Below are 17,645 nucleotides of genomic sequence, written 5' to 3' on the forward strand. Positions count from 1 at the left end.
CCAGCCCGGCCGACGCCAGCTCAGGTCTTTTGGCCATCGAGCTTGGCGCCGTCGCCATTGTCCATCTCCTTGACGATGCCCATGAAGCCACGCATGAAGCGCTCCATGTAGTTCATTGTCTTGTCGAAATCCTCCTCGCTCGGCAGTTTCGATTCGAGGCGGGCGGACAGCGAATTCTCCAGCTTGGTGACGCGTTCGTCCATGGCCTTCATCGAGGCCTGCAAACGGTCGACCTCGTCCTGGAAGGCGGCGCGCTCGTCGGCCGCCATCTTGCAGACGAGCTGGCCAGAGCGTTCCTCGCAGATCGACATGGCGCCGGTCTGCGTATCCATGCGGACATAGCCATTGGCCGATTTTTCGAGCCGGTAGCGATCGGTCTCCTCGGACCAAGCCGATGCCGCGACCAGCGAGACCAGTGCGGCGGGGATCAGTATGTGCTGAAGACGCATGTTCATCCTCCATGAGCCAGTGTGCGGGAGCCTATCACAGCTTTGCGCCGTAAATGCGGAAGGGTTGCCCTTCCCCGCATGATCGGTTCGGACTATAGCGCAGCTATGTCTCAGATTATCTACAAGATCGCGCCCGAGGCGCTTTGGCGCGAGGCCGAGAAAAGCGGCCGCTTCACCGGCGCTCCGATCGACATCGCCGATGGCTTCATCCATTTCTCCACCGCAGGACAAGCCAGGGAAACGGCTGCGAAGCATTTCGCCGGCCAGACGGATCTGGTGCTGGTCTCCATCGATGGAGCCCGGCTGGGCGAAGCGCTGAAATACGAGATCTCGCGCGGCGGTGCGCTGTTCCCCCATCTCTATGGTGTGCTCGAAATGAGCGCCGTGCTGTGGGTGCGGCCATTGCCGCTTGGCCCTGATGGCACGCACCAGTTTCCGGCGCTGGAGGGTGAATGAGCGTGCTCGACCGCATCGGCCAGAAACTGCTGTTCACCTTCGATCCGGAAACGGCACATGGCATGTCGATCGCGGCGCTGCGATGCGGTCTGCCGGTCGGCGCGCGGCCGGTGCGCGACGGCAGGCTGAAGGTCAGCCTCTGCGGCCTCGATTTTCCGAACCCGCTCGGCATGGCCGCCGGCTATGACAAGAACGCCGAAGTGCCGGATGCACTGCTTGGTCTCGGCTTCGGCTTTGCCGAGGCCGGCACGGTGACGCCGCTGCCGCAGTCGGGCAATCCGAAGCCGCGCATATTCCGGCTGACCGAGGACGATGCGGTTATCAACCGGCTGGGCTTCAACAATGAGGGCCACGAGGCGGCCGAGAAGCGCCTTGCCGCGCGCCAGGGACGCAGCGGCATTGTCGGCGTCAACGTCGGCGCCAACAAGGACAGCGCCGACCGCGTCAGTGACTATGAGTTGGGCGTTTCCCGCTTTGCGAAATACGCCAGCTATCTCACCGTCAACATCTCGTCGCCCAACACGCCCGGCCTACGCACCATGCAGGCGCGCGAGCAGTTGGGCGAGCTTTTGGCCCGGGTCATGGCTGCGCGCGCTTCCGCCTCGGCACAGCCGCCCGTCTTCCTCAAGATCGCGCCGGACCTGGGCGAGGCCGAGCTTGAGGATGTCGCCGCCGAAGTGAGCGAAAAGCAGATCGATGGCGTCATCGTTTCCAACACGACGCTGGCGCGGACCGGACTGCGCAGCACGACCGGCGCCGGCGAAGCTGGCGGACTCTCCGGCAAGCCGCTGTTCGAACGCTCGACCATCGTGCTGGCCAAGATGCGCAAGCTGCTCGGGCCGAAGCGCGCCATCATCGGTGTCGGCGGCGTCGATTCCGCCGAGACGGCGTTGGAGAAAATCCGCGCCGGCGCTGATCTCGTCCAGCTCTACACCGGCATGATCTATGCCGGGCCGGCGTTGCCGGGCCGCATTCTGACCGGGATGGTGCGCTTCGTCGACAAGGAAGGGCTGAAGTCGTTGCGCACGCTGCGTGATGTCAGCCTCGACCAGTGGGTTGCCAAGCCGCTCTAGAACGCCATGCGCATTCTCAGCCGCAAAATCATAAGCAGGCTGAAGCCGCGCACCAGCAGGAAGACATGCAGCGCGGCCCACAGGCCGTGATTGCCCAATGCCGGCGCCAGAGCGAGCAAGGCGGCGCTGAAGGCCAGGAACGACAACAGCATCATGTTGCGCATGTCGCGTGACCACGTTGCGCCGATGAAGACGCCGTCCATCTGGAAGGCCAGCACGCCGCTGAGCGGGGTCAGCGCCGCCCATGGCAGATAGACATCGGCAACATCGCGGACATCCTGCGCTGTTGTGATCAGGGCGACCAGGCCGGCGCCGCCGAGCCAGAAGATCAGTGTGGCGGTTCCCGCCAGGCCGAAACCCCAGAACAGCGTCAGCTGCACCGCCCGGCGAAACGAGGTTTCGGCACGGGCACCGATGGCGCGTCCGGCCAGCTGTTCGGCGGCGGTGGCGAAGCCATCGAGGAAATAGCCGGCGACGAGGAAGAAGTTCATCAGCACGGCGTTGGCGGCCAGCGTCAGCGTGCCGTACTGCGCGCCCTGGCGGGTGAACAGCGCGAAGGCGGCCAGCAGCGAGAACGAGCGGATCATGATGTCGCGGTTTAGCGAGAGCATGCGCAGGAAGGCGGCCATGTCGAGCAGGCGATGGCGCGGCAGAACGGGCGCGGCCCTGAAGCGCCAGACGACGATGGCGAGGCCAAGCAGCATGGCCAGCAACTCGCCGGTGACGGTCGCCCAGGCGACGCCGGCGACGCCCCAGCCGAGCTTCAGGCCGAGCAGGATGCAGAGCAAGATGTTGATGCCGTTGAGCACCGCCTGCAGCATCAGCCCAAGCCCGCCCTCGCCGCGCCCCAGCACATAGCCGAGGATGGCGTAGTTGATCAGCGCGAAGGGGGCAGCGAGCATCCTGATCCTGATATAGACGCCCATCGCCTCACTGACGCGCGGTTCGGCGCCGATGAATTTCTGGCCGGCGATGGCTATCAGCGGCGCAAGGGCGACAAGCGCGATGCCGGCGGCGACCGCGATCAGCACGGCGCGCCAGAACACCGCCTGCTCCTCCAACTGGTCGCCGCGGCCGAAAGCCTGGGCGACGAGGCCGGTGGTGCCGGAGCGCAGGAAATTGAAGGTGTTGAAGACGACGTCGAAGACCAGCGCGCCGGCCGCCAGGCCGCCGAGCAGGGCCGCGTCGCCAAACTGCCCGACCACCGCCGTATCGACGATGCCGAGCAGAGGCGTCGTCAGATAGGCCAGCGTCATCGGCACCGCGATGGCAAGCACCGAACTGTTGGTGACGGCGAAGGGCTTCGCGTCGGCTGGGATTGCGCCCTGGTCCAGGAGATTGCTGCCTTGCTGCTTGATCGAACAGCCGATGTGCCCCATTTTCCGGCCACCGCGCAATCACTCACGCCGCAATGGCCAACCGAATTACCGACCTTGGCGCGAGCCCTGATGCCCCTGCAGATCGTCCACCACCCCGACTACGATGCCGGCTTTGCCGTCAACCATCGTTTTCCGATGAGCAAATATCCGCTGCTGATGCAGGCCTTGCATACGCGAGGTCTGATCGGGTCCAGCGCACTGTCGATGCCGGAACCGGCGCTGGCCTCCTGGCTGAAGCTTGCCCATGCGGCCGACTATGTCGACCAGGTGATCGCTTGTGCGGTGCCTGAAAAGATCGAGCGCGAGATCGGCTTTGCCGTCGGGCCACGCGTTTCGCTGAGAGCGCAGCTCGCCGCCGGCGGCACGGTGCTGGCGGCACGGTTGGCGCTGGTCAGCGGCATTGCCTGCAACAGCGCCGGCGGCAGCCACCATGCGCGGCGCGCGCAAGGCGCCGGCTTCTGCACCTTCAACGACGTCGCCGTCGCTTCGCTGGTGCTGCTCGGCGAAGGTGCCGTGCAGAACATCTTGGTCGTCGATCTTGACGTCCACCAGGGCGACGGCACCGCGGACATCCTGAAAGACGAACCACGCGCCTTTACCTTCTCCATGCATGGCGAGCGCAATTATCCCGTGCGCAAGATCGCCTCCGACCTCGACATCGAGCTGCCGGATGGCACCGGCGATGCGGCCTATCTCGAGCGGCTGGGCGTCCTTCTGCCGGAGCTCTCGGCCAAGGCGCCCTGGGACATCGTCTTCTACAATGCCGGTGTCGACGTCCATGCCGAGGACCGGCTTGGCCGGCTCTCGCTTAGCGATGACGGCTTGCGCGCCCGCGACGAAATGGTGATCGGCCATTTCCGCGCGCTGGACATTCCGGTCTGTGGCGTCATCGGCGGCGGCTATTCGAACGATGTGGCGGCACTGGCGGCACGCCACGCCATCCTGTTCGAGGTAGCATCAGCCTACGCCTGAGGAACCTCAGATTTGAGCATGATCTTTTCAGAAAACCGGTTTCCACTTTTCGGGATCATGCTCCGACTCACTTCCGGTAATTTGCAACCCTGAGCAGGATGAAGACCGGCACCACGATCGCGGCGCCGAGCAGGATATAGCCGAAGAAGCGATAGACGGCGTTGAAGCCGAGATTCCACAGATCGATGAAGAATCCCTGGATGCGGTAGAACACGTCCATCGGCGTCCAGCCGAACGCGTTCATCACCAGTCCGACGAGGAACGACACGACCAACAGCTTGACGATCACCCTGACGGGCGAGTCGCCGAGAAAGCGCGTCAATGCGGACAAGGCCCTGCTCCAGATTCGGGTGCCCGGATTCGGGCACAGGCTCAGAGATACGCACTTGACAGCGTGGCATCAAGCCGGGCGGCGCAAGCATGGTGCGCGGGCCGTTCGACACCTGCTGCAGTGCGGCAGGGATTGCGCATGTGCTCAAAGGGACACTTCACGGGTTGCTAAAATAGTCATTGTGCAGTGCAGCAATCTCTGCTTAGATCGTGGTTAACAAACAGTTAGCTGTAGATGGAGTTCGTTGATCCGGCAGCCTGCTTTAGCGGCGTGAGGCGAAATTGGGACGCTGACAGTTCATGAACACAACAAACCGGCTTGGCGGTTTCAATACCGGCGTACATGGTGCACGCGGCCTTTTCTCAATAGCCGTTTTCTTGCATCACATAGCTAACTCCGGGCTAAAAACCTTCCCGTTTTTGTCCGACGGATTGCCGTACAACTTCATGATGTCGCTGCAATTTGCAGTGGAGCTCTTTTTCGGTATCAGCGCGATTGTGATATCGAACACGTTGATTAAATCGAACTCTCCGATCGAATTCATTGTCAACAGGGCCACAAGGATATTTCCGGTCCTCTGGCCGACGGTCGGCATCATCACAATCATGTCGATAGTGGCTGGCGAGAAGACGGTAGCGCATCTAAGCGCGTCGCAGCTCTCCTGGATAGTTCCGGCAAACCTCTTGGCTGTTCCGGGGATCATATCCCTCCCGCTCATTCACCCGGCGGCGTGGTCCCTGAGCTATGAGTTCGCCTTCTATATAATGTGCGGCTTTACCTGGTGGCTCTACAAGAAGAATGTCCCGGGTGCCATGCTTTTAGGCATCGTTCTCGGCGTCGCCATCTGTTTGTTTAGGCCTCGCGCGATCTTCTTCTTTTGCGGTCTTCTCATAGTCAGCGGTGTATTCGGCCGGAAACTGCCGCCAATCCTGCTGCGCCATCCGCTCATAATGCTGCTGGTTTTTCTGGCAAGCTGGATGTCGGTCTCGGAATTGGGCGTCAGACCGGTAACCGACCAGAATGTTTTTGAATGGAGCCCCCTTGCTCAGCTACCCCTCGCCGCTATTGCCTTCCTGTCCGCTACCATTGGCCTTGCCGGATTTGCCTACGGCAACGGATGGGGTTCGAACGCGCTAAAGGCGAATGTCATGCAGTGGTTTGGAACCGTCAGTTTCAGCCTCTACCTATGGCACCCGATCGTCCTGTCGGTCGTCAAGCGCTCGATGCTTCACTTCGACCTGGACAGGATCGCTGGTAGTGGATCCCAGTTGCTATTTGCCGTCCTTTCGATTCCTCCGGTTCTCTTGGTTTCCTGGCTAAGCGCACACCTTCTTGAGCGCAGGTTCATGGTATGGCTGCGGCGTCACATCTCGTTCGGCTACTCGGGAAATGCGCTTCGTCCGGATCCCCTGCCGACCCCTTAGGGCGTCGTGCATCACATTCCTTAGGCGAGCCGAAGGCCGCGATGCGGACAAGGCCTATCTCCAAATTCAGGTGCCCGGATTCGCGCGCCGACCGGAGATGCGCACTTGACCGCCGGCATCGAGCAGGCGGTCCATGATAACGCTAGCAGCGGTCTACTGTGCCCCGCCGAAGGGCAAGATGGAATTGGACCGATAGGTGTCCATCGTCGCGCCATTGCGATCTTCGTCGAACAGCGTCCTGCTGCCAAAGCTGGCGCGCAGACCGATCATGTACTTGTTGCTGGTGTTGAAAGTTTCGGATTCGACCGAAATTCGGTCGTGTTGGTAACGGCCGAACAGCGACCATGGTGTACCTTCGAACCGATACGTGGCCTGGGCTGCAAGACTGACCGTATCGAAATCGGCAAAATCGAAGCCAACCCTGTTGAAGGCAACTTCGCCGTCGAGTCGCAGGTTCGGCTGCACGAAATCGCGCGCAACACTGCGAACGCCCCACTCGGTCGGAATATCGAAATCCAGATCGATCTTGCCGTAGTAGGCTTGCCCATAGAGCGTCAGATTGCCGAAATAGACCTGCGCCTCGGGCCCGACCGTATAGTCGTTTGCAGCCGCAATCGCGCGGCGCCGGCCTCGGCCTCAACCTCGCCCGCCAGATCGCCCGGCTGCATGACGGCACGATCCGGATTCTGCACGGTTCATGGCGCGGCGCGCGCGTGCGCATGGAACTTCCCGCGCGAAAGTGATGCTCCCGCCGGCGGGGTTTCCAACAGCCGTTTCCGAACAGCTGTCCAAGGGCGATTGCCCGATACGGGCCCATCATGATATCGAGAGTCCGACGCGGGTATGATGTAATGGTAGCTTGTCAGCTTCCCAAGCTGAACGCGAGGGTTCGATTCCCTCTACCCGCTCCAGCAGAATCAAACGATTGGGTGGACCCTTCCGGCGCCCTGCCGCAGGCCGGACGCCCTCTGGTCAAGCGGCGCCGGCAACCTGTCCGGCGCCGCCGCGGCCCGTTCATGCAAGCACGCCGCACAAAGGAAGGTGCTTTGCCACCTCGTCGGCTTCCATGCGCACTATGGTATGCGTCAGGCCGCCATGCTCATCGATCCATTGCCGCACCCAGTCCGGGTATTGCGAGATCAGGTAGTTGGCGGCGATCGCGTTCTGCCGCGCGCCGACACCGAAAGGAAGGTGAAAGCCGAAGGAGGCGTGCGGGGTCACGCAAAGCTGCTCGACGGGCAGCGACAGGTAGAGCGTGCAGGCGCTGTCGCACGCGCCCTCGAAGCTCACCGGCTCGTCGGCGGCGCGCAATTCGGCAATGTGCAGGGCGAAGTTCACGATCTGGCCACCCGGATTGTCGCCGACCGTTTCGGCATTCGCGGGCGGCGTCGTCAGAATGGCGGCGAAGAGTCCAATCGCCAAGGTCTTCAACGTCCATTCAAGCTTTGCAGGCAGCAGATCGATTTTCATTCCGGGGTCTCGCGTTTGTCTCGCGGGGCCTAGGCTAGCATCAAGATGGTTAACATTAGGCAACGCTCATCAATCTTCCGATCGGGCTGTTACACGAGCGCGAGCGCATCCTCCGAGCGGCCCTCGCGCGCAAGCACGGCGCCGCTCGGCCTTCGCTTCCGGCCGCAGCTCCGGCCCTACCCCACCTCGCGCAAAATGAAATCGTGCAGCATCTTGGCTGCCGGCGACAGCGCGCGGTTCTTTACCGTGATCAGGCTGTAGGGCCGGACCTCGATGTCGAACTCGGTCTGGACGACGTCGATGGCGCCGGCGAGACCGTCGGGGTTCTGGATGAATTTTGCCACCTGGATCGACACCGGGGCGATGGCGTCGGACTGCGCCACCATGACCAGGGTGAGCAACAAAGAGCTGGTGTTGAGGATGCGGTCCGGCAACGCGATGCTGCGGTTCAAAAAATTGCTCTCCATCGCCTGGCGCAATGGCGAGCCGCCAGACTGGAAGACCCAGTCATAGGCGGCCGTATCCTCCAGCCGCACCGCCTTGCCGTTGCTCAGCGGATGGCCGCGGCGCACGATCAGGCAGGCCTTCTCGACGCCGATGACGCGCGATTCGAACAGGCGCGGATTGAGGTCGTCGGGGATCCGCGCGATGATGAAATCATGGCGCGTGGCAATCAGTTCGCGCGCCAGCACATTGGAGGTTTCGACCTGCATGGTGATCTCGATGCGCGGATAGAGGCGGCGGATCTCGCGAATCGCCGGCACCGCCAGTTCGATCGCCGGCGCCGTCACCGCGCCCAAAAACACCGAGCCGCCCTTGCCGGACTTGAGCTCGGATATTTCGCGGTCAGCCTCGCGCATTTCGAGCAGGATCGAGCGCGCCCGCCTGGCCAGAGCCTTGCCATAGGGTGTCAGCGTGATGCCGCGCGGCAGCCTTTCGCAGAGCTTCACCTCAAGCACCGCTTCCATCTCGGAAATCATGCGCGAGGCCGCCGGTTGCGAGATGTTCATCACCTGCGCCGCCGCGCTCACCCGACCGTGATCATCGAGCGCCGCGATCATACGCATGTGGCGCAGGCTGAGCCCACTGCGCAGAAGTGTTTCGCCATCGCCTGGCGATTCATCGTAACTGTCTGAAATTCCACGATGATTTCCCAACGCCGCCATGCTCTTACCCGCTCCCGCCACTGTTCTGGTCCGCGTCAGTCATATACCGGTTTCGGTATAGCAACCACCGAAGATCGCATTTGACAGTTATGGCAAAGGGACACACCCTTCGCGCGTCCTCAAGACTTGACGGTCGATGACGAGCAGAATCGTATCGATTGAAATCAGGTACTGAGGGCCGATTGGGAGGATACCGGAGATCGATATGACGGCGGCGGCGCTTTGGCGCATCCGCCCGACTGCGCGGCCCGCGAAGCCCCGAGGTGTCGCGTCCATCAACCAGGGAGAGTTTTACGTGAAAATCATCAAGACACTGGCCGCAGTCGCGGCCCTTGGCATTGCTGCCATGAGCTATCAGGCGCACGCCGCCGACAAGGGTCTCGTCGGCGTGCTAATGCCGACCAAGACCTCGCAGCGCTGGATCAATGACGGCGATGCCGTCAAGTCCCAGCTCGAGGCTCTCGGCTACACGGTCGACCTGCAATACGCGCAGGACGACATCCCCAACCAGCTCAGCCAGCTGGAAAACGAAATCACCAAGGGTCCGAAGGCGCTGATCATCGCCTCGATCGACGGCACCACGCTGTCGGATGCGCTGCAGAAGGCCGCTGACGCCGGCGTCGTCGTCGTCGCCTATGACCGCCTGATCAAGAAGACCGCCAATGTCGACTACTACACCACCTTCGACAATTTCGGCGTCGGCGTGATCCAGGCGAATTCGCTGGTCAAGGGTCTCAAGGAGCGTTTCCCGAGCACCAAGCCGTGGAACGTCGAACTGTTCGGCGGCTCGCCGGACGACAACAACGCCTTTTTCTTCTACAACGGCGCCATCTCCGTCCTGCAGCCGCTGATCGATGACGGCTCGATCAAGATCAAGTCCGGCCAGACCGGCATGGACAAGGTCGGCACGCTGCGTTGGCTCGCCGCCACCGCCCAGGCGCGCATGGACAACCTGCTCTCCGCCAACTACTCGGACGGCAGCCGCGTCGATGGCGTTCTGTCGCCCTATGACGGCCTGTCGCGCGGCATCACCGCCTCGCTGCGCGCCGTCGGCTACGGCACCGACGCTCAGCCATGGCCGATCGTGACCGGCCAGGACGCCGAGACCGCCTCGGTCAAGCTGATTATCTCGGGCGAGCAGTACTCGACCGTGTTCAAGGATACCCGCGAACTGGCCAAGGCCACCGTCGAGCTCGTCGACAAGGTGCTCTCGGGCGGCAAGCCGGAAGGCCTCGATGAAAAGACCTACAACAACGACGTCAAGGTCGTTCCCTCGATCCTGCTGACGCCGCATGATGTCGACAAGTCGAACTACCAGGCACTGGTCGTCGATTCCGGCTACATCAAGGCCGACGAACTGAAGTAATCCGGTTGTAAAATCAGGGGTCCTGCGCAACGCAGGGCCCCTTTTCGTTCACCAGCGAGCCCGGTATTGTTTTCTACCGGCCTCGGAGGAGCTTGCCCTGATGACCTCGACGATTTTGGAGATGCGCGACATCACCAAGACGTTCCCTGGCGTGAAGGCGCTGTCGAACGTCAACCTCAGAGTCGAGGAAGGCGAGATCCATGCGGTGGTCGGCGAGAACGGCGCCGGCAAATCGACGCTGATGAAGGTGCTGTCGGGCGTCTATCCCGCAGGTACCTATGACGGCCAGATCATTTTCCAGGGCCAGGAATGCCAGTTCAAAGGCATCCATGACAGCGAACGCAAGGGCATCGTCATCATCCACCAGGAGCTTGCGCTGGTGCCGATGCTGTCGATTGCCGAAAACATTTTCCTCGGCAACGAGCACGCGAATTACGGCGTCATCGACTGGGACGCCAACGAGCAGCGCACCAGCGCGCTGTTGAAGAAGGTGGGCCTCAAGGAGGACCCCAAGACGCTGATCACCAATATCGGCGTCGGCAAGCAGCAGCTGGTCGAAATCGCCAAGGCGCTGAGCAAGGAGGTCAAGCTGCTGATCCTCGACGAGCCGACGGCGTCACTCAGCGAAAAGGACAGCCAGGCGCTGCTCGACCTGCTCCTCGAATTCAAGCGCCAGGGCATGACCTCGATCCTGATCTCGCACAAGCTCAACGAGGTTAACCGGGTCGCCGACAAGGTCACGGTCATCCGTGACGGGCGCACCATCGAGACGCTGGCCAAGAAGGACATCTCGGAAGACCGCATCATCACCTCGATGGTCGGCCGCTCGCTCGATGACCGCTATCCGCCGCGAGAGCCGAAGATCGGCGAAGTCGTGTTCGAGGTGAAGAACTGGTCGGTCTATCATCCACTCCATGCCGAGCGGCAGGTGATCAAGGGCATCGACATCAATGTGCGCAAGGGCGAGGTGGTCGGCATTGCCGGGCTGATGGGCGCCGGCCGCACCGAATTCGCCATGAGCCTGTTCGGCCGTTCCTATGGCCGCCGCATCACCGGCGAGGTGCTGCTCAAGGGCAAGCCGGTCGATGTCTCCACGGTGAGCAAGGCGGTCCAGCACGGCATTGCCTACGTGACCGAGGATCGCAAGACCTACGGTCTCAACCTCATCGACCACATCAAACACAACATTACGCTCGCCAATCTCGGCGGCGTGTCGCGCCACAGCGTGATCGACGATCTGCGCGAGCTCGCGGTCGCCAACGACTACCGCAAGAAAACCAACATCCGGGCCTCCAGCGTCTATCAGATGACCGGCAATCTTTCCGGCGGCAACCAGCAGAAGGTGGTGCTGTCGAAATGGCTGTTCGCCGATCCGGACGTGCTGATCCTCGACGAGCCGACGCGCGGCATCGATGTCGGCGCCAAGTACGAAATCTACACGATCATCGCCCGCCTTGCCTCGGAGGGTAAGGCGATCGTGGTCATCTCGTCGGAAATGCCGGAGCTTCTAGGCATCACCGACCGCATCTACGTCATGAACGAAGGCCGCATCGTCGGCGAAATGCCCGCGACGGACGCAAGCCAGGAAAAAATAATGCGCGCCATCGTTCGGGGAGAAGGAAAAGCAGCATGAGCACCGAAACCGCCCCCGCCCCGCAGGGCAACGTCGCTGAAGAACAGCGTCCGCGCATCGCCGTTTCGGCGCTGACGACGAATTTGCGCGAATACGGTCTGATCATCGCGCTGATCGTCATCATGCTGTTCTTCCAGTTCACCACGTCGGGAACGCTGTTCAAGCCGGTCAACCTCAGCAACCTGGTGCAGCAGAACTCCTTCATCATCGTGATGGCGCTTGGCATGCTGCTGGTGATCGTATCGGGCTATATCGACCTCAGCGTCGGATCGGTCGCCGGTTTCATCGGCGCGCTGGCGGCAAACATGATGGTCATCTGGCAGCTCGGCCCGCTCAGCAATCCGCTGGTGGTTTCAATTGTCTGCCTGATCGTGGGTGGCCTGATCGGCGCCGCGCAAGGCTACTGGATCGCCTATCACCGGATACCAAGCTTCATCGTGACGCTGGCCGGAATGCTGATCTTCCGCGGCATCTGCCAGGCGCTGCTAGGCGGCGGATCCTCGGTCGGTCCGCTTCCGGGCGACTTCAAGGCGCTCAGCTCCGGCTTCATCCCAGACGTGATCGGCCCGCTGACGCTGATCCCGCCAACGGTGAACGCCGCCGGCAAGACCATCCTGGGCAGCGGCCTGACGCTGCACATGACGACGGTCGTGCTCGGCCTGATTGCCGTGCTGGCCTATGCCTATTTCGGGGTTCGCACCCGGCGCAAGCGCGAACGCCATGGCTATGAGGCGGAGCCCTTCCCCCTTTTCATCGTCAAGACGCTGGTCGCCAGCGCGCTGGCGCTGTTCCTGGTCTATGAATTCGCCAGCTACAGGGGCCTGCCGGTCGTGCTGCTGGTCATGGGCGTGCTGATCTCGCTGTTCGTCTTCGTCACCAAGCGCATGACCATCGGCCGCCGCATCTATGCGATGGGCGGCAACGCCAAGGCGGCGCAGCTGTCGGGCATCAACACCGAGCGGCTGACGCTGATGGTGTTCATCAATATGGGCGTGCTGTCGGCGCTCGGCGGCCTGATCATCGCGGCTCGTCTTGGCCAGGCGGTGCCGGCAGCGGGTCTCGGCTCGGAGCTCGACGTCATTGCCGCCGTCTTCATCGGCGGCGCCTCGGCGATGGGCGGCGTCGGCCAGGTCATCGGAGCCGTCGTCGGCGGCTTCATCATGGGCGTGATGAACAACGGCATGTCGATCATGGGCGTCAATGTCGACTGGCAGCAGGTGGTCAAAGGCCTGGTGCTGCTCGGCGCGGTGATCTTCGACGTCTACAACAAGAACAAGGCTTGAACAGGCTTAGGCGAGGCAACGAAGAAGGCATACGGGTCAAGATCGCGATGTTGCCGGCAACCTGCCGACATCAGCAAGTCCCCTGAGGGACCGAGCCCGCGAGCGCAATCCGGACGAAGAGTTCAACCCGTGGCGCGGCGTGGTCCGAGCCGCGCAGGTCAAGGTTTGCCAAGAGGCAACCGGGCCAAGGCACATGAGAGAGGGTTTCATCATGCTGATCTCCCAGATCCTCGACGACGCCGAGACGATCCGCGTCGTCGCCCGCAATGGCGGCGGCAAGACCAGGATCATCAATGGCGCCCGCAGCGTCTATTCGCTGGCGATGGAAGCCGCGCGCACCGGCACCGGTCTCGCCGCGCTGATCGAGCGCAAGGGATACGGTGAGGCCGTGGACCTCGACGCCGCCTACAAGAAGGGCCGGCTGGTGTCGCCGATCAACCATCCCGATCCCGCGCATCTGCATCTGACCGGCACCGGGCTGACCCATCTCGGCTCGGCGGCGACGCGCGATTCCATGCACAAGAAGCTCAGCGATGGCGGTGAGGAACAACTCACCGATTCCATGAAGATGTTCCGCATGGGACTGGAAGGCGGCAAGCCGGCCAAGGGCCAGACCGGCGTGCAGCCGGAATGGTTCTACAAGGGCAACGGCACCATGGCGGTGGCGCCGGGTGCGGCGCTGATGTCGCCGGCCTTCGCGCAGGACGCCGGCGAGGAGCCGGAAATCGCCGGCATCTATGTCATCGGCGACGACGGTGCACCGTTCCGCGTCGGTTTCACGCTGTCGAACGAGTTTTCCGACCACGTCACCGAGCGGGTGAACTATCTATTCCTGGCGCATTCCAAGCTGCGCAACGCCTCGTTCGGACCGGAGATCCTGATCGGCGACCTGCCGGCCGACATCAGAGGCGCCTCCCGCATCCTGCGCGACGGCAATCTGCTGTGGGAAAAGCCGTTCCTGTCGGGCGAGGCGAACATGTCGCACACCATCGCCAATCTCGAGCATCACCACTTCAAATATTCAGCCTTCCGCCAGCCTGGCGACGTGCATGTCCACATGTTCGGCACGGCGACGCTGTCCTTCGCCGACGGCATCAGGACTGAAGCCGGCGACGTCTTCGAGATCGAAGCCGGGGATTTCGGCCTGCCGCTGCGCAACCCGCTGGAAATCGAGCAGCCGGTGAAGGTGGCGGTGAAAGCGTTGTGACATAGCGCCCTTCCCTTCTCCCCCTGGGGGAGAAGGGAAGGCGCGGCAGCTCACCCTCAATAAATATCAAAATCGAAATACTTGGCCTGGATCTTCTTGTAGGTGCCGTCGGCGACGATGGCGTCGATGGCCGCGTTGAGCTTGTCGCGGAGGGCGGTGTCTTCCAGGCGCACGGCGATGCCCGCTTGCGTCTCGGTGCCCTTGACGTCGCCGACCAGCTTGCAACAGCCGTCGCTCGCCTTCTTCAGCCAGTCCATCAGCACGAACTTGTCCGAAATCACCGCATCGAGGCGGCCATTCTGCAGGTCGGTAATCGCCTCTTCCTGGGTCGGATAAAGTTTTGCCTCGGCACCGGCCTTGCCGTAGGCATTCTGGGCGTAGTCGGCTTGGGTGGTCGAGGCCTGCGCGCCCACCGTCTTGCCGGCAAGGGCGGCCGGTTCGGTGGAGGTGAGGTCGCTGTCCTTCGGCGCCACAAGCGCCAGCGGCGTGGTGTAGTATTTGTTGGTGAAGGCCACCTGCTTCTTGCGCTCCTCGGTGATGCTCATCGAGGCGATGATGGCGTCGAATTTTTTCGCCTGCAGCGCCGGAATGATGCCGTCCCAGTCCTGGGTGACAATCTCGCATTCAACCTTCATCTGCGCACAGAGCGCATTGGCGATATCGATGTCGAAGCCTTCGACCTTGCCGTCCGCGGTGATGGTGTTGAAGGGCGGATAGGCGCCCTCAGTGCCGATCTTCAATTTTTCCTGCGCCTGTGCCAGCGAGCCGGCCGCCATCACCAGCATGGCAGCGCCGGCTGCCGATATGATCCATCTTGATATCTGCATTTTTGGTTCCCCTTACGCGCCGGTCTCTTGCCGGCCACCGAAAGGCAGCCAAGCATGGCGGGGCAACGCAGGCAAGTATTTTGCCTGGCGGTGATCAAGCTTCAGCCGGCGGTTCGGAAATGCTTGGAGAGTTTCAGGCCTTGGGCCTGGTAGTTGGAACCGAGATCGGTGCCGTACAGCGCCTGCGGCCGCTTCAGCATGTGCTCGTAGACCAGCCGGCCAACGATCTGGCCATGGTCGAGAATGAACGGCACTTCGTGGCTGCGCACTTCGAGCACTGCCCGGCTGCCGGTGCCGCCGGACGCCGAATGGCCGAAGCCGGGATCGAAGAAGCCGGCATAGTGGACGCGGAATTCACCGACCAGCGGATCGAAGGGCGTCATCTCGGCGGCGTAGAGCGGCGGCACGTGCACCGCCTCACGGCTGACCAGGATGTAGAATTCGTCGGGATCGAGCACCAGTTCGCCGGCGCCGCTCTTGTAGAGCGGCTCCCAGAAATCGACGACGTTCTGCGCGGCGCGCTTGTCGACGTCGACCAGTCCGGTGTGATGCTTGCCGCGATAGCCCACCAGGCCGTTCCGATCGCCGTCAAGGTCGATGGACAGCGCAATGCCGCCGCCGGAAATGTTGGGCGGCTCGGTCGCCACCAGCATTTCCGCGTGGTGCAATTCCTTGAGTTCGCTCTCCGACAGGAGTGCATTGCCGGTGCGGAATCTGATCTGCGACAGCCGCGAGCCCGCACGCACGACAATCGGGAAGGTGCGCGGGCTGACCTCCAGATAGAGCGGCCCATGATAGCCGGCGGCGATCTTGTCGAACTCGTGGCCGCGATCGGTCATCACCCGGGTGAAGATATCGAGCCGTCCGGTCGAACTCTTCGGATTGGCCGAGGCGGACACGTTTGCAGGCAGCGCCAGGCTTTCGAGCAGCGGCACGATGTAGACGCAACCGGTTTCCAGCACCGCGCCCTCGGCGAGACTGAACTCGTGCAGTTTCAGCCGGTGAAGCTTGTCGGCCACCAAATGGTCGGGACCCGGCAGGAAGGAGGCGCGTACGCGAAAAGCCTTGTCACCGAGCCTGAGATCGAGGCTGGCCGGCTGGACCTGGTCGGCGTCGAGCGCGCGCGGCGACTTCAGCGCGCCGGACTGAAACAGCGCGGAAATGTCCTGATCGGGAAGAATGCCTGTCTGCCGCAAAAGGCTGGCTCCATTCCAACTGGTACAAACCTCTTAATGAAGCCGGCAATTGACGCAAGCATGGCTGAGGTCTAAAGGGTCGTTATCCCGTGGTGATTTGGCCGGTCGGCTTGCAGCCACGTTAAACAAGTCGCTAAAGGACCGTCGGGCCGCAAGGCCGTATGGACCGGTTGCGACTTTCGCGGCCGGTTTTTTTGTGTCTGGAACAAAAACGATGAGCACCAAGAAGCGTAACTGGAAGCCTCAGACCGCACTCGTGCACGGGGGAACGCTGCGTTCCCAGTTCGGCGAAACGTCGGAAGCGATGTACCTGACCCAAGGCTATGTCTATGAAACGGCACAGGCCGCCGAAGCCCGTTTCAAGGGCGAGGAGCCTGGCTTCATCTATTCGCGCTACGCCAACCCGACCGTCGACATGTTCGAAAAGCGCATGTGCGCGCTGGAAGGTGCCGAAGATGCGCGCGCCACCGCATCGGGCATGGCGGCGGTGACGGCCGCCCTTTTGTGCAGCGCCAAGGCCGGCGACCATATCGTTGCGGCGCGCGCGCTGTTCGGCTCCTGCCGCTGGGTGGTCGAGACGCTGGCGCCGAAATACGGCATCGAGGCGACGCTGGTCGACGGCACCGACATCGCCAACTGGGAAAAGGCGGTCAGGCCGAACACGAAACTGTTCTTCCTGGAAAGCCCTACCAATCCGACCTTGGAAGTGGTCGACATTGCCGCCGTCGCATCGCTGGCGACCTCGATCGGCGCCAGGCTGATCGTCGACAATGTCTTTGCCACGCCCTTGCAGCAGAAGCCCTTGCTGCTCGGCGCCCACATCGTCGTCTATTCCGCCACCAAGCACATTGACGGCCAGGGACGCTGCCTGGGTGGCATCATCCTGTCGGACAAGAAGTGGATCGACGAGAATCTGCACGACTATTTCCGCCACACCGGTCCGAGCCTGTCGCCGTTCAACGCCTGGACGCTGCTGAAGGGCCTGGAAACATTGCCCGTGCGCGTGCGCCAGCAGACGGAAAGTGCGGCCAAGATCGCCGACTTCCTGGCCGGGCAGCCGCAGATCGCCCGCGTCATCTATCCCGGCCGCGCCGACCACCCGCAGGCCGATATCGTCAAGAAGCAGATGACTGGCGGCTCGACGCTGATCTGCCTCGACGTCAAGGGCGGCAAGCAGGCCGCTTTCGCCTTGCAGAACGCGCTCGACATCGTGCTGATCTCCAACAATCTCGGCGACGCCAAGAGCCTGATCACCCATCCGGCGACGACGACGCACAAGAACCTCAGCGACGAGGCGCGCGCCGAGCTCGGCATCGGGCCGGGAACGCTGAGGCTGTCGGTTGGTCTCGAGGATACGGATGATCTGCTCGATGACGTCGAACAGGCGCTGAAGGCGGCCAAGTAGCGGCCTGG

17 protein-coding genes, 1 tRNA gene and 1 riboswitch are annotated in these 17,645 nt (G+C 62.4%); of the genes, 11 read left to right on the forward strand and 7 right to left on the reverse strand.

Features of this window, described 5'->3' with window-relative positions:
- Positions 1–20: 20 nt before the first annotated feature.
- Complete coding sequence (locus tag ACWGTI_RS15975) at positions 21–449, reverse strand: hypothetical protein (RefSeq protein WP_454588004.1); 429 nt, start codon at positions 447–449, stop codon at positions 21–23.
- 105 nt (positions 450–554) lie between these two features.
- Between ACWGTI_RS15975 and ACWGTI_RS15980 the strand changes: the two genes are divergently transcribed.
- Positions 555–905 carry a DUF952 domain-containing protein gene (locus tag ACWGTI_RS15980; RefSeq protein WP_454588005.1) on the forward strand — a complete coding sequence of 117 codons (351 nt, stop codon included), beginning with the start codon at positions 555–557 and terminating at the stop codon, positions 903–905.
- Entirely contained in the window at positions 902–1,978 is a 1,077-nt protein-coding gene (locus tag ACWGTI_RS15985) for a quinone-dependent dihydroorotate dehydrogenase (protein WP_454588006.1), read from the forward strand. Before ACWGTI_RS15980 ends, ACWGTI_RS15985 begins: the two co-directional genes overlap by 4 nt.
- Here the strand turns inward: ACWGTI_RS15985 and ACWGTI_RS15990 are convergent.
- Positions 1,975–3,312 (reverse strand): MATE family efflux transporter, encoded by a 1,338-nt coding sequence (locus tag ACWGTI_RS15990; RefSeq protein WP_454588174.1) that lies wholly within the window; start codon positions 3,310–3,312, stop codon positions 1,975–1,977. The two genes, ACWGTI_RS15985 and ACWGTI_RS15990, sit on opposite strands and share 4 nt — an antisense overlap.
- A 114-nt stretch (positions 3,313–3,426) precedes the next feature.
- On the opposite strand from ACWGTI_RS15990, the gene ACWGTI_RS15995 reads away from it, so the two are divergent.
- Positions 3,427–4,329, forward strand: a complete 903-nt coding sequence (locus tag ACWGTI_RS15995) for a histone deacetylase family protein (protein WP_454588007.1) — start codon at positions 3,427–3,429, stop codon at positions 4,327–4,329.
- 67 nt (positions 4,330–4,396) lie between these two features.
- Here ACWGTI_RS15995 and ACWGTI_RS16000 read toward each other — a convergent pair whose 3' ends face one another.
- Entirely contained in the window at positions 4,397–4,660 is a 264-nt protein-coding gene (locus ACWGTI_RS16000) for a DUF6460 domain-containing protein (RefSeq protein ID WP_454588008.1), read from the reverse strand.
- A 299-nt stretch (positions 4,661–4,959) separates the two neighbouring features.
- On the opposite strand from ACWGTI_RS16000, the gene ACWGTI_RS16005 reads away from it, so the two are divergent.
- From ACWGTI_RS16005 to ACWGTI_RS16015, 3 genes are all read left to right on the forward strand, one after another.
- Positions 4,960–6,084 (forward strand): acyltransferase family protein, encoded by a 1,125-nt coding sequence (locus ACWGTI_RS16005; protein WP_454588009.1) that lies wholly within the window; start codon positions 4,960–4,962, stop codon positions 6,082–6,084.
- Between the two features lie 105 nt (positions 6,085–6,189).
- Complete coding sequence (locus ACWGTI_RS16010; RefSeq protein WP_454588010.1) at positions 6,190–6,906, forward strand: hypothetical protein; 717 nt, start codon at positions 6,190–6,192, stop codon at positions 6,904–6,906.
- A gap of 15 nt (positions 6,907–6,921) precedes the next feature.
- Positions 6,922–6,995 (forward strand) — tRNA-Gly (locus ACWGTI_RS16015).
- 103 nt (positions 6,996–7,098) lie between these two features.
- Here the strand turns inward: ACWGTI_RS16015 and ACWGTI_RS16020 are convergent.
- A complete protein-coding gene (locus ACWGTI_RS16020) occupies positions 7,099–7,515 on the reverse strand; it encodes a hypothetical protein (protein WP_454588011.1) in 417 nt (138 codons plus the stop codon).
- Between the two features lie 215 nt (positions 7,516–7,730).
- Complete coding sequence (locus ACWGTI_RS16025; RefSeq protein WP_454588012.1) at positions 7,731–8,720, reverse strand: LysR family transcriptional regulator; 990 nt, start codon at positions 8,718–8,720, stop codon at positions 7,731–7,733.
- A 295-nt stretch (positions 8,721–9,015) separates the two neighbouring features.
- On the opposite strand from ACWGTI_RS16025, the gene chvE reads away from it, so the two are divergent.
- From chvE to araD1, 4 genes are all read left to right on the forward strand, one after another.
- A complete protein-coding gene (gene chvE, locus ACWGTI_RS16030; protein WP_454588013.1) occupies positions 9,016–10,086 on the forward strand; it encodes a multiple monosaccharide ABC transporter substrate-binding protein in 1,071 nt (356 codons plus the stop codon).
- Between the two features lie 100 nt (positions 10,087–10,186).
- The gene (gene mmsA, locus ACWGTI_RS16035; RefSeq protein ID WP_454588014.1) at positions 10,187–11,719 is read left to right on the forward strand and encodes a multiple monosaccharide ABC transporter ATP-binding protein; all 1,533 of its coding nucleotides are present in this window, start codon (positions 10,187–10,189) and stop codon (positions 11,717–11,719) included.
- The gene (gene mmsB / locus ACWGTI_RS16040; protein WP_454588015.1) at positions 11,716–13,002 is read left to right on the forward strand and encodes a multiple monosaccharide ABC transporter permease; all 1,287 of its coding nucleotides are present in this window, start codon (positions 11,716–11,718) and stop codon (positions 13,000–13,002) included. Before mmsA ends, mmsB begins: the two co-directional genes overlap by 4 nt.
- Before the next feature lie 211 nt (positions 13,003–13,213).
- A complete protein-coding gene (gene araD1 / locus ACWGTI_RS16045; RefSeq protein ID WP_454576518.1) occupies positions 13,214–14,209 on the forward strand; it encodes an AraD1 family protein in 996 nt (331 codons plus the stop codon).
- 56 nt (positions 14,210–14,265) lie between these two features.
- On the opposite strand, the gene ACWGTI_RS16050 is transcribed toward araD1, so the two are convergent.
- Positions 14,266–15,036, reverse strand: coding sequence for an ABC transporter substrate-binding protein (locus ACWGTI_RS16050; RefSeq protein WP_454576519.1), 771 nt, complete (start codon positions 15,034–15,036; stop codon positions 14,266–14,268).
- A 101-nt stretch (positions 15,037–15,137) separates the two neighbouring features.
- Positions 15,138–16,232 (reverse strand): 2'-deoxycytidine 5'-triphosphate deaminase, encoded by a 1,095-nt coding sequence (locus ACWGTI_RS16055; protein WP_454588016.1) that lies wholly within the window; start codon positions 16,230–16,232, stop codon positions 15,138–15,140.
- A gap of 79 nt (positions 16,233–16,311) precedes the next feature.
- Positions 16,312–16,389: riboswitch (SAM riboswitch) on the forward strand.
- Positions 16,390–16,446: 57 nt separating this feature from the next.
- On the opposite strand from ACWGTI_RS16055, the gene ACWGTI_RS16060 reads away from it, so the two are divergent.
- On the forward strand, positions 16,447–17,637 hold the full coding sequence (locus tag ACWGTI_RS16060; RefSeq protein WP_454588017.1) for an O-succinylhomoserine sulfhydrylase: 1,191 nt from the start codon (positions 16,447–16,449) through the stop codon (positions 17,635–17,637).
- Positions 17,638–17,645 lie beyond the last annotated feature (8 nt).

The organism is Mesorhizobium sp. ArgA1, from assembly GCF_053714375.1.

Excerpts from the sequence above, each read along its gene's own strand:
- ACWGTI_RS15975 (WP_454588004.1), bottom strand. The coding sequence starts at position 449 with ATGCGTCTTCAGCACATACTGATCCCCGCCGCACTGGTCTCGCTGGTC.
- ACWGTI_RS15980 (WP_454588005.1), top strand. The coding sequence starts at position 555 with ATGTCTCAGATTATCTACAAGATCGCGCCCGAGGCGCTTTGGCGCGAG.
- ACWGTI_RS15985 (WP_454588006.1), top strand. The coding sequence starts at position 902 with ATGAGCGTGCTCGACCGCATCGGCCAGAAACTGCTGTTCACCTTCGAT.
- ACWGTI_RS15995 (WP_454588007.1), top strand. The coding sequence starts at position 3,427 with ATGCCCCTGCAGATCGTCCACCACCCCGACTACGATGCCGGCTTTGCC.
- ACWGTI_RS16005 (WP_454588009.1), top strand. The coding sequence starts at position 4,960 with ATGAACACAACAAACCGGCTTGGCGGTTTCAATACCGGCGTACATGGT.
- ACWGTI_RS16025 (WP_454588012.1), bottom strand. The coding sequence starts at position 8,720 with ATGGCGGCGTTGGGAAATCATCGTGGAATTTCAGACAGTTACGATGAA.
- mmsA (WP_454588014.1), top strand. The coding sequence starts at position 10,187 with ATGACCTCGACGATTTTGGAGATGCGCGACATCACCAAGACGTTCCCT.
- mmsB (WP_454588015.1), top strand. The coding sequence starts at position 11,716 with ATGAGCACCGAAACCGCCCCCGCCCCGCAGGGCAACGTCGCTGAAGAA.
- araD1 (WP_454576518.1), top strand. The coding sequence starts at position 13,214 with ATGCTGATCTCCCAGATCCTCGACGACGCCGAGACGATCCGCGTCGTC.
- ACWGTI_RS16050 (WP_454576519.1), bottom strand. The coding sequence starts at position 15,036 with ATGCAGATATCAAGATGGATCATATCGGCAGCCGGCGCTGCCATGCTG.
- ACWGTI_RS16060 (WP_454588017.1), top strand. The coding sequence starts at position 16,447 with ATGAGCACCAAGAAGCGTAACTGGAAGCCTCAGACCGCACTCGTGCAC.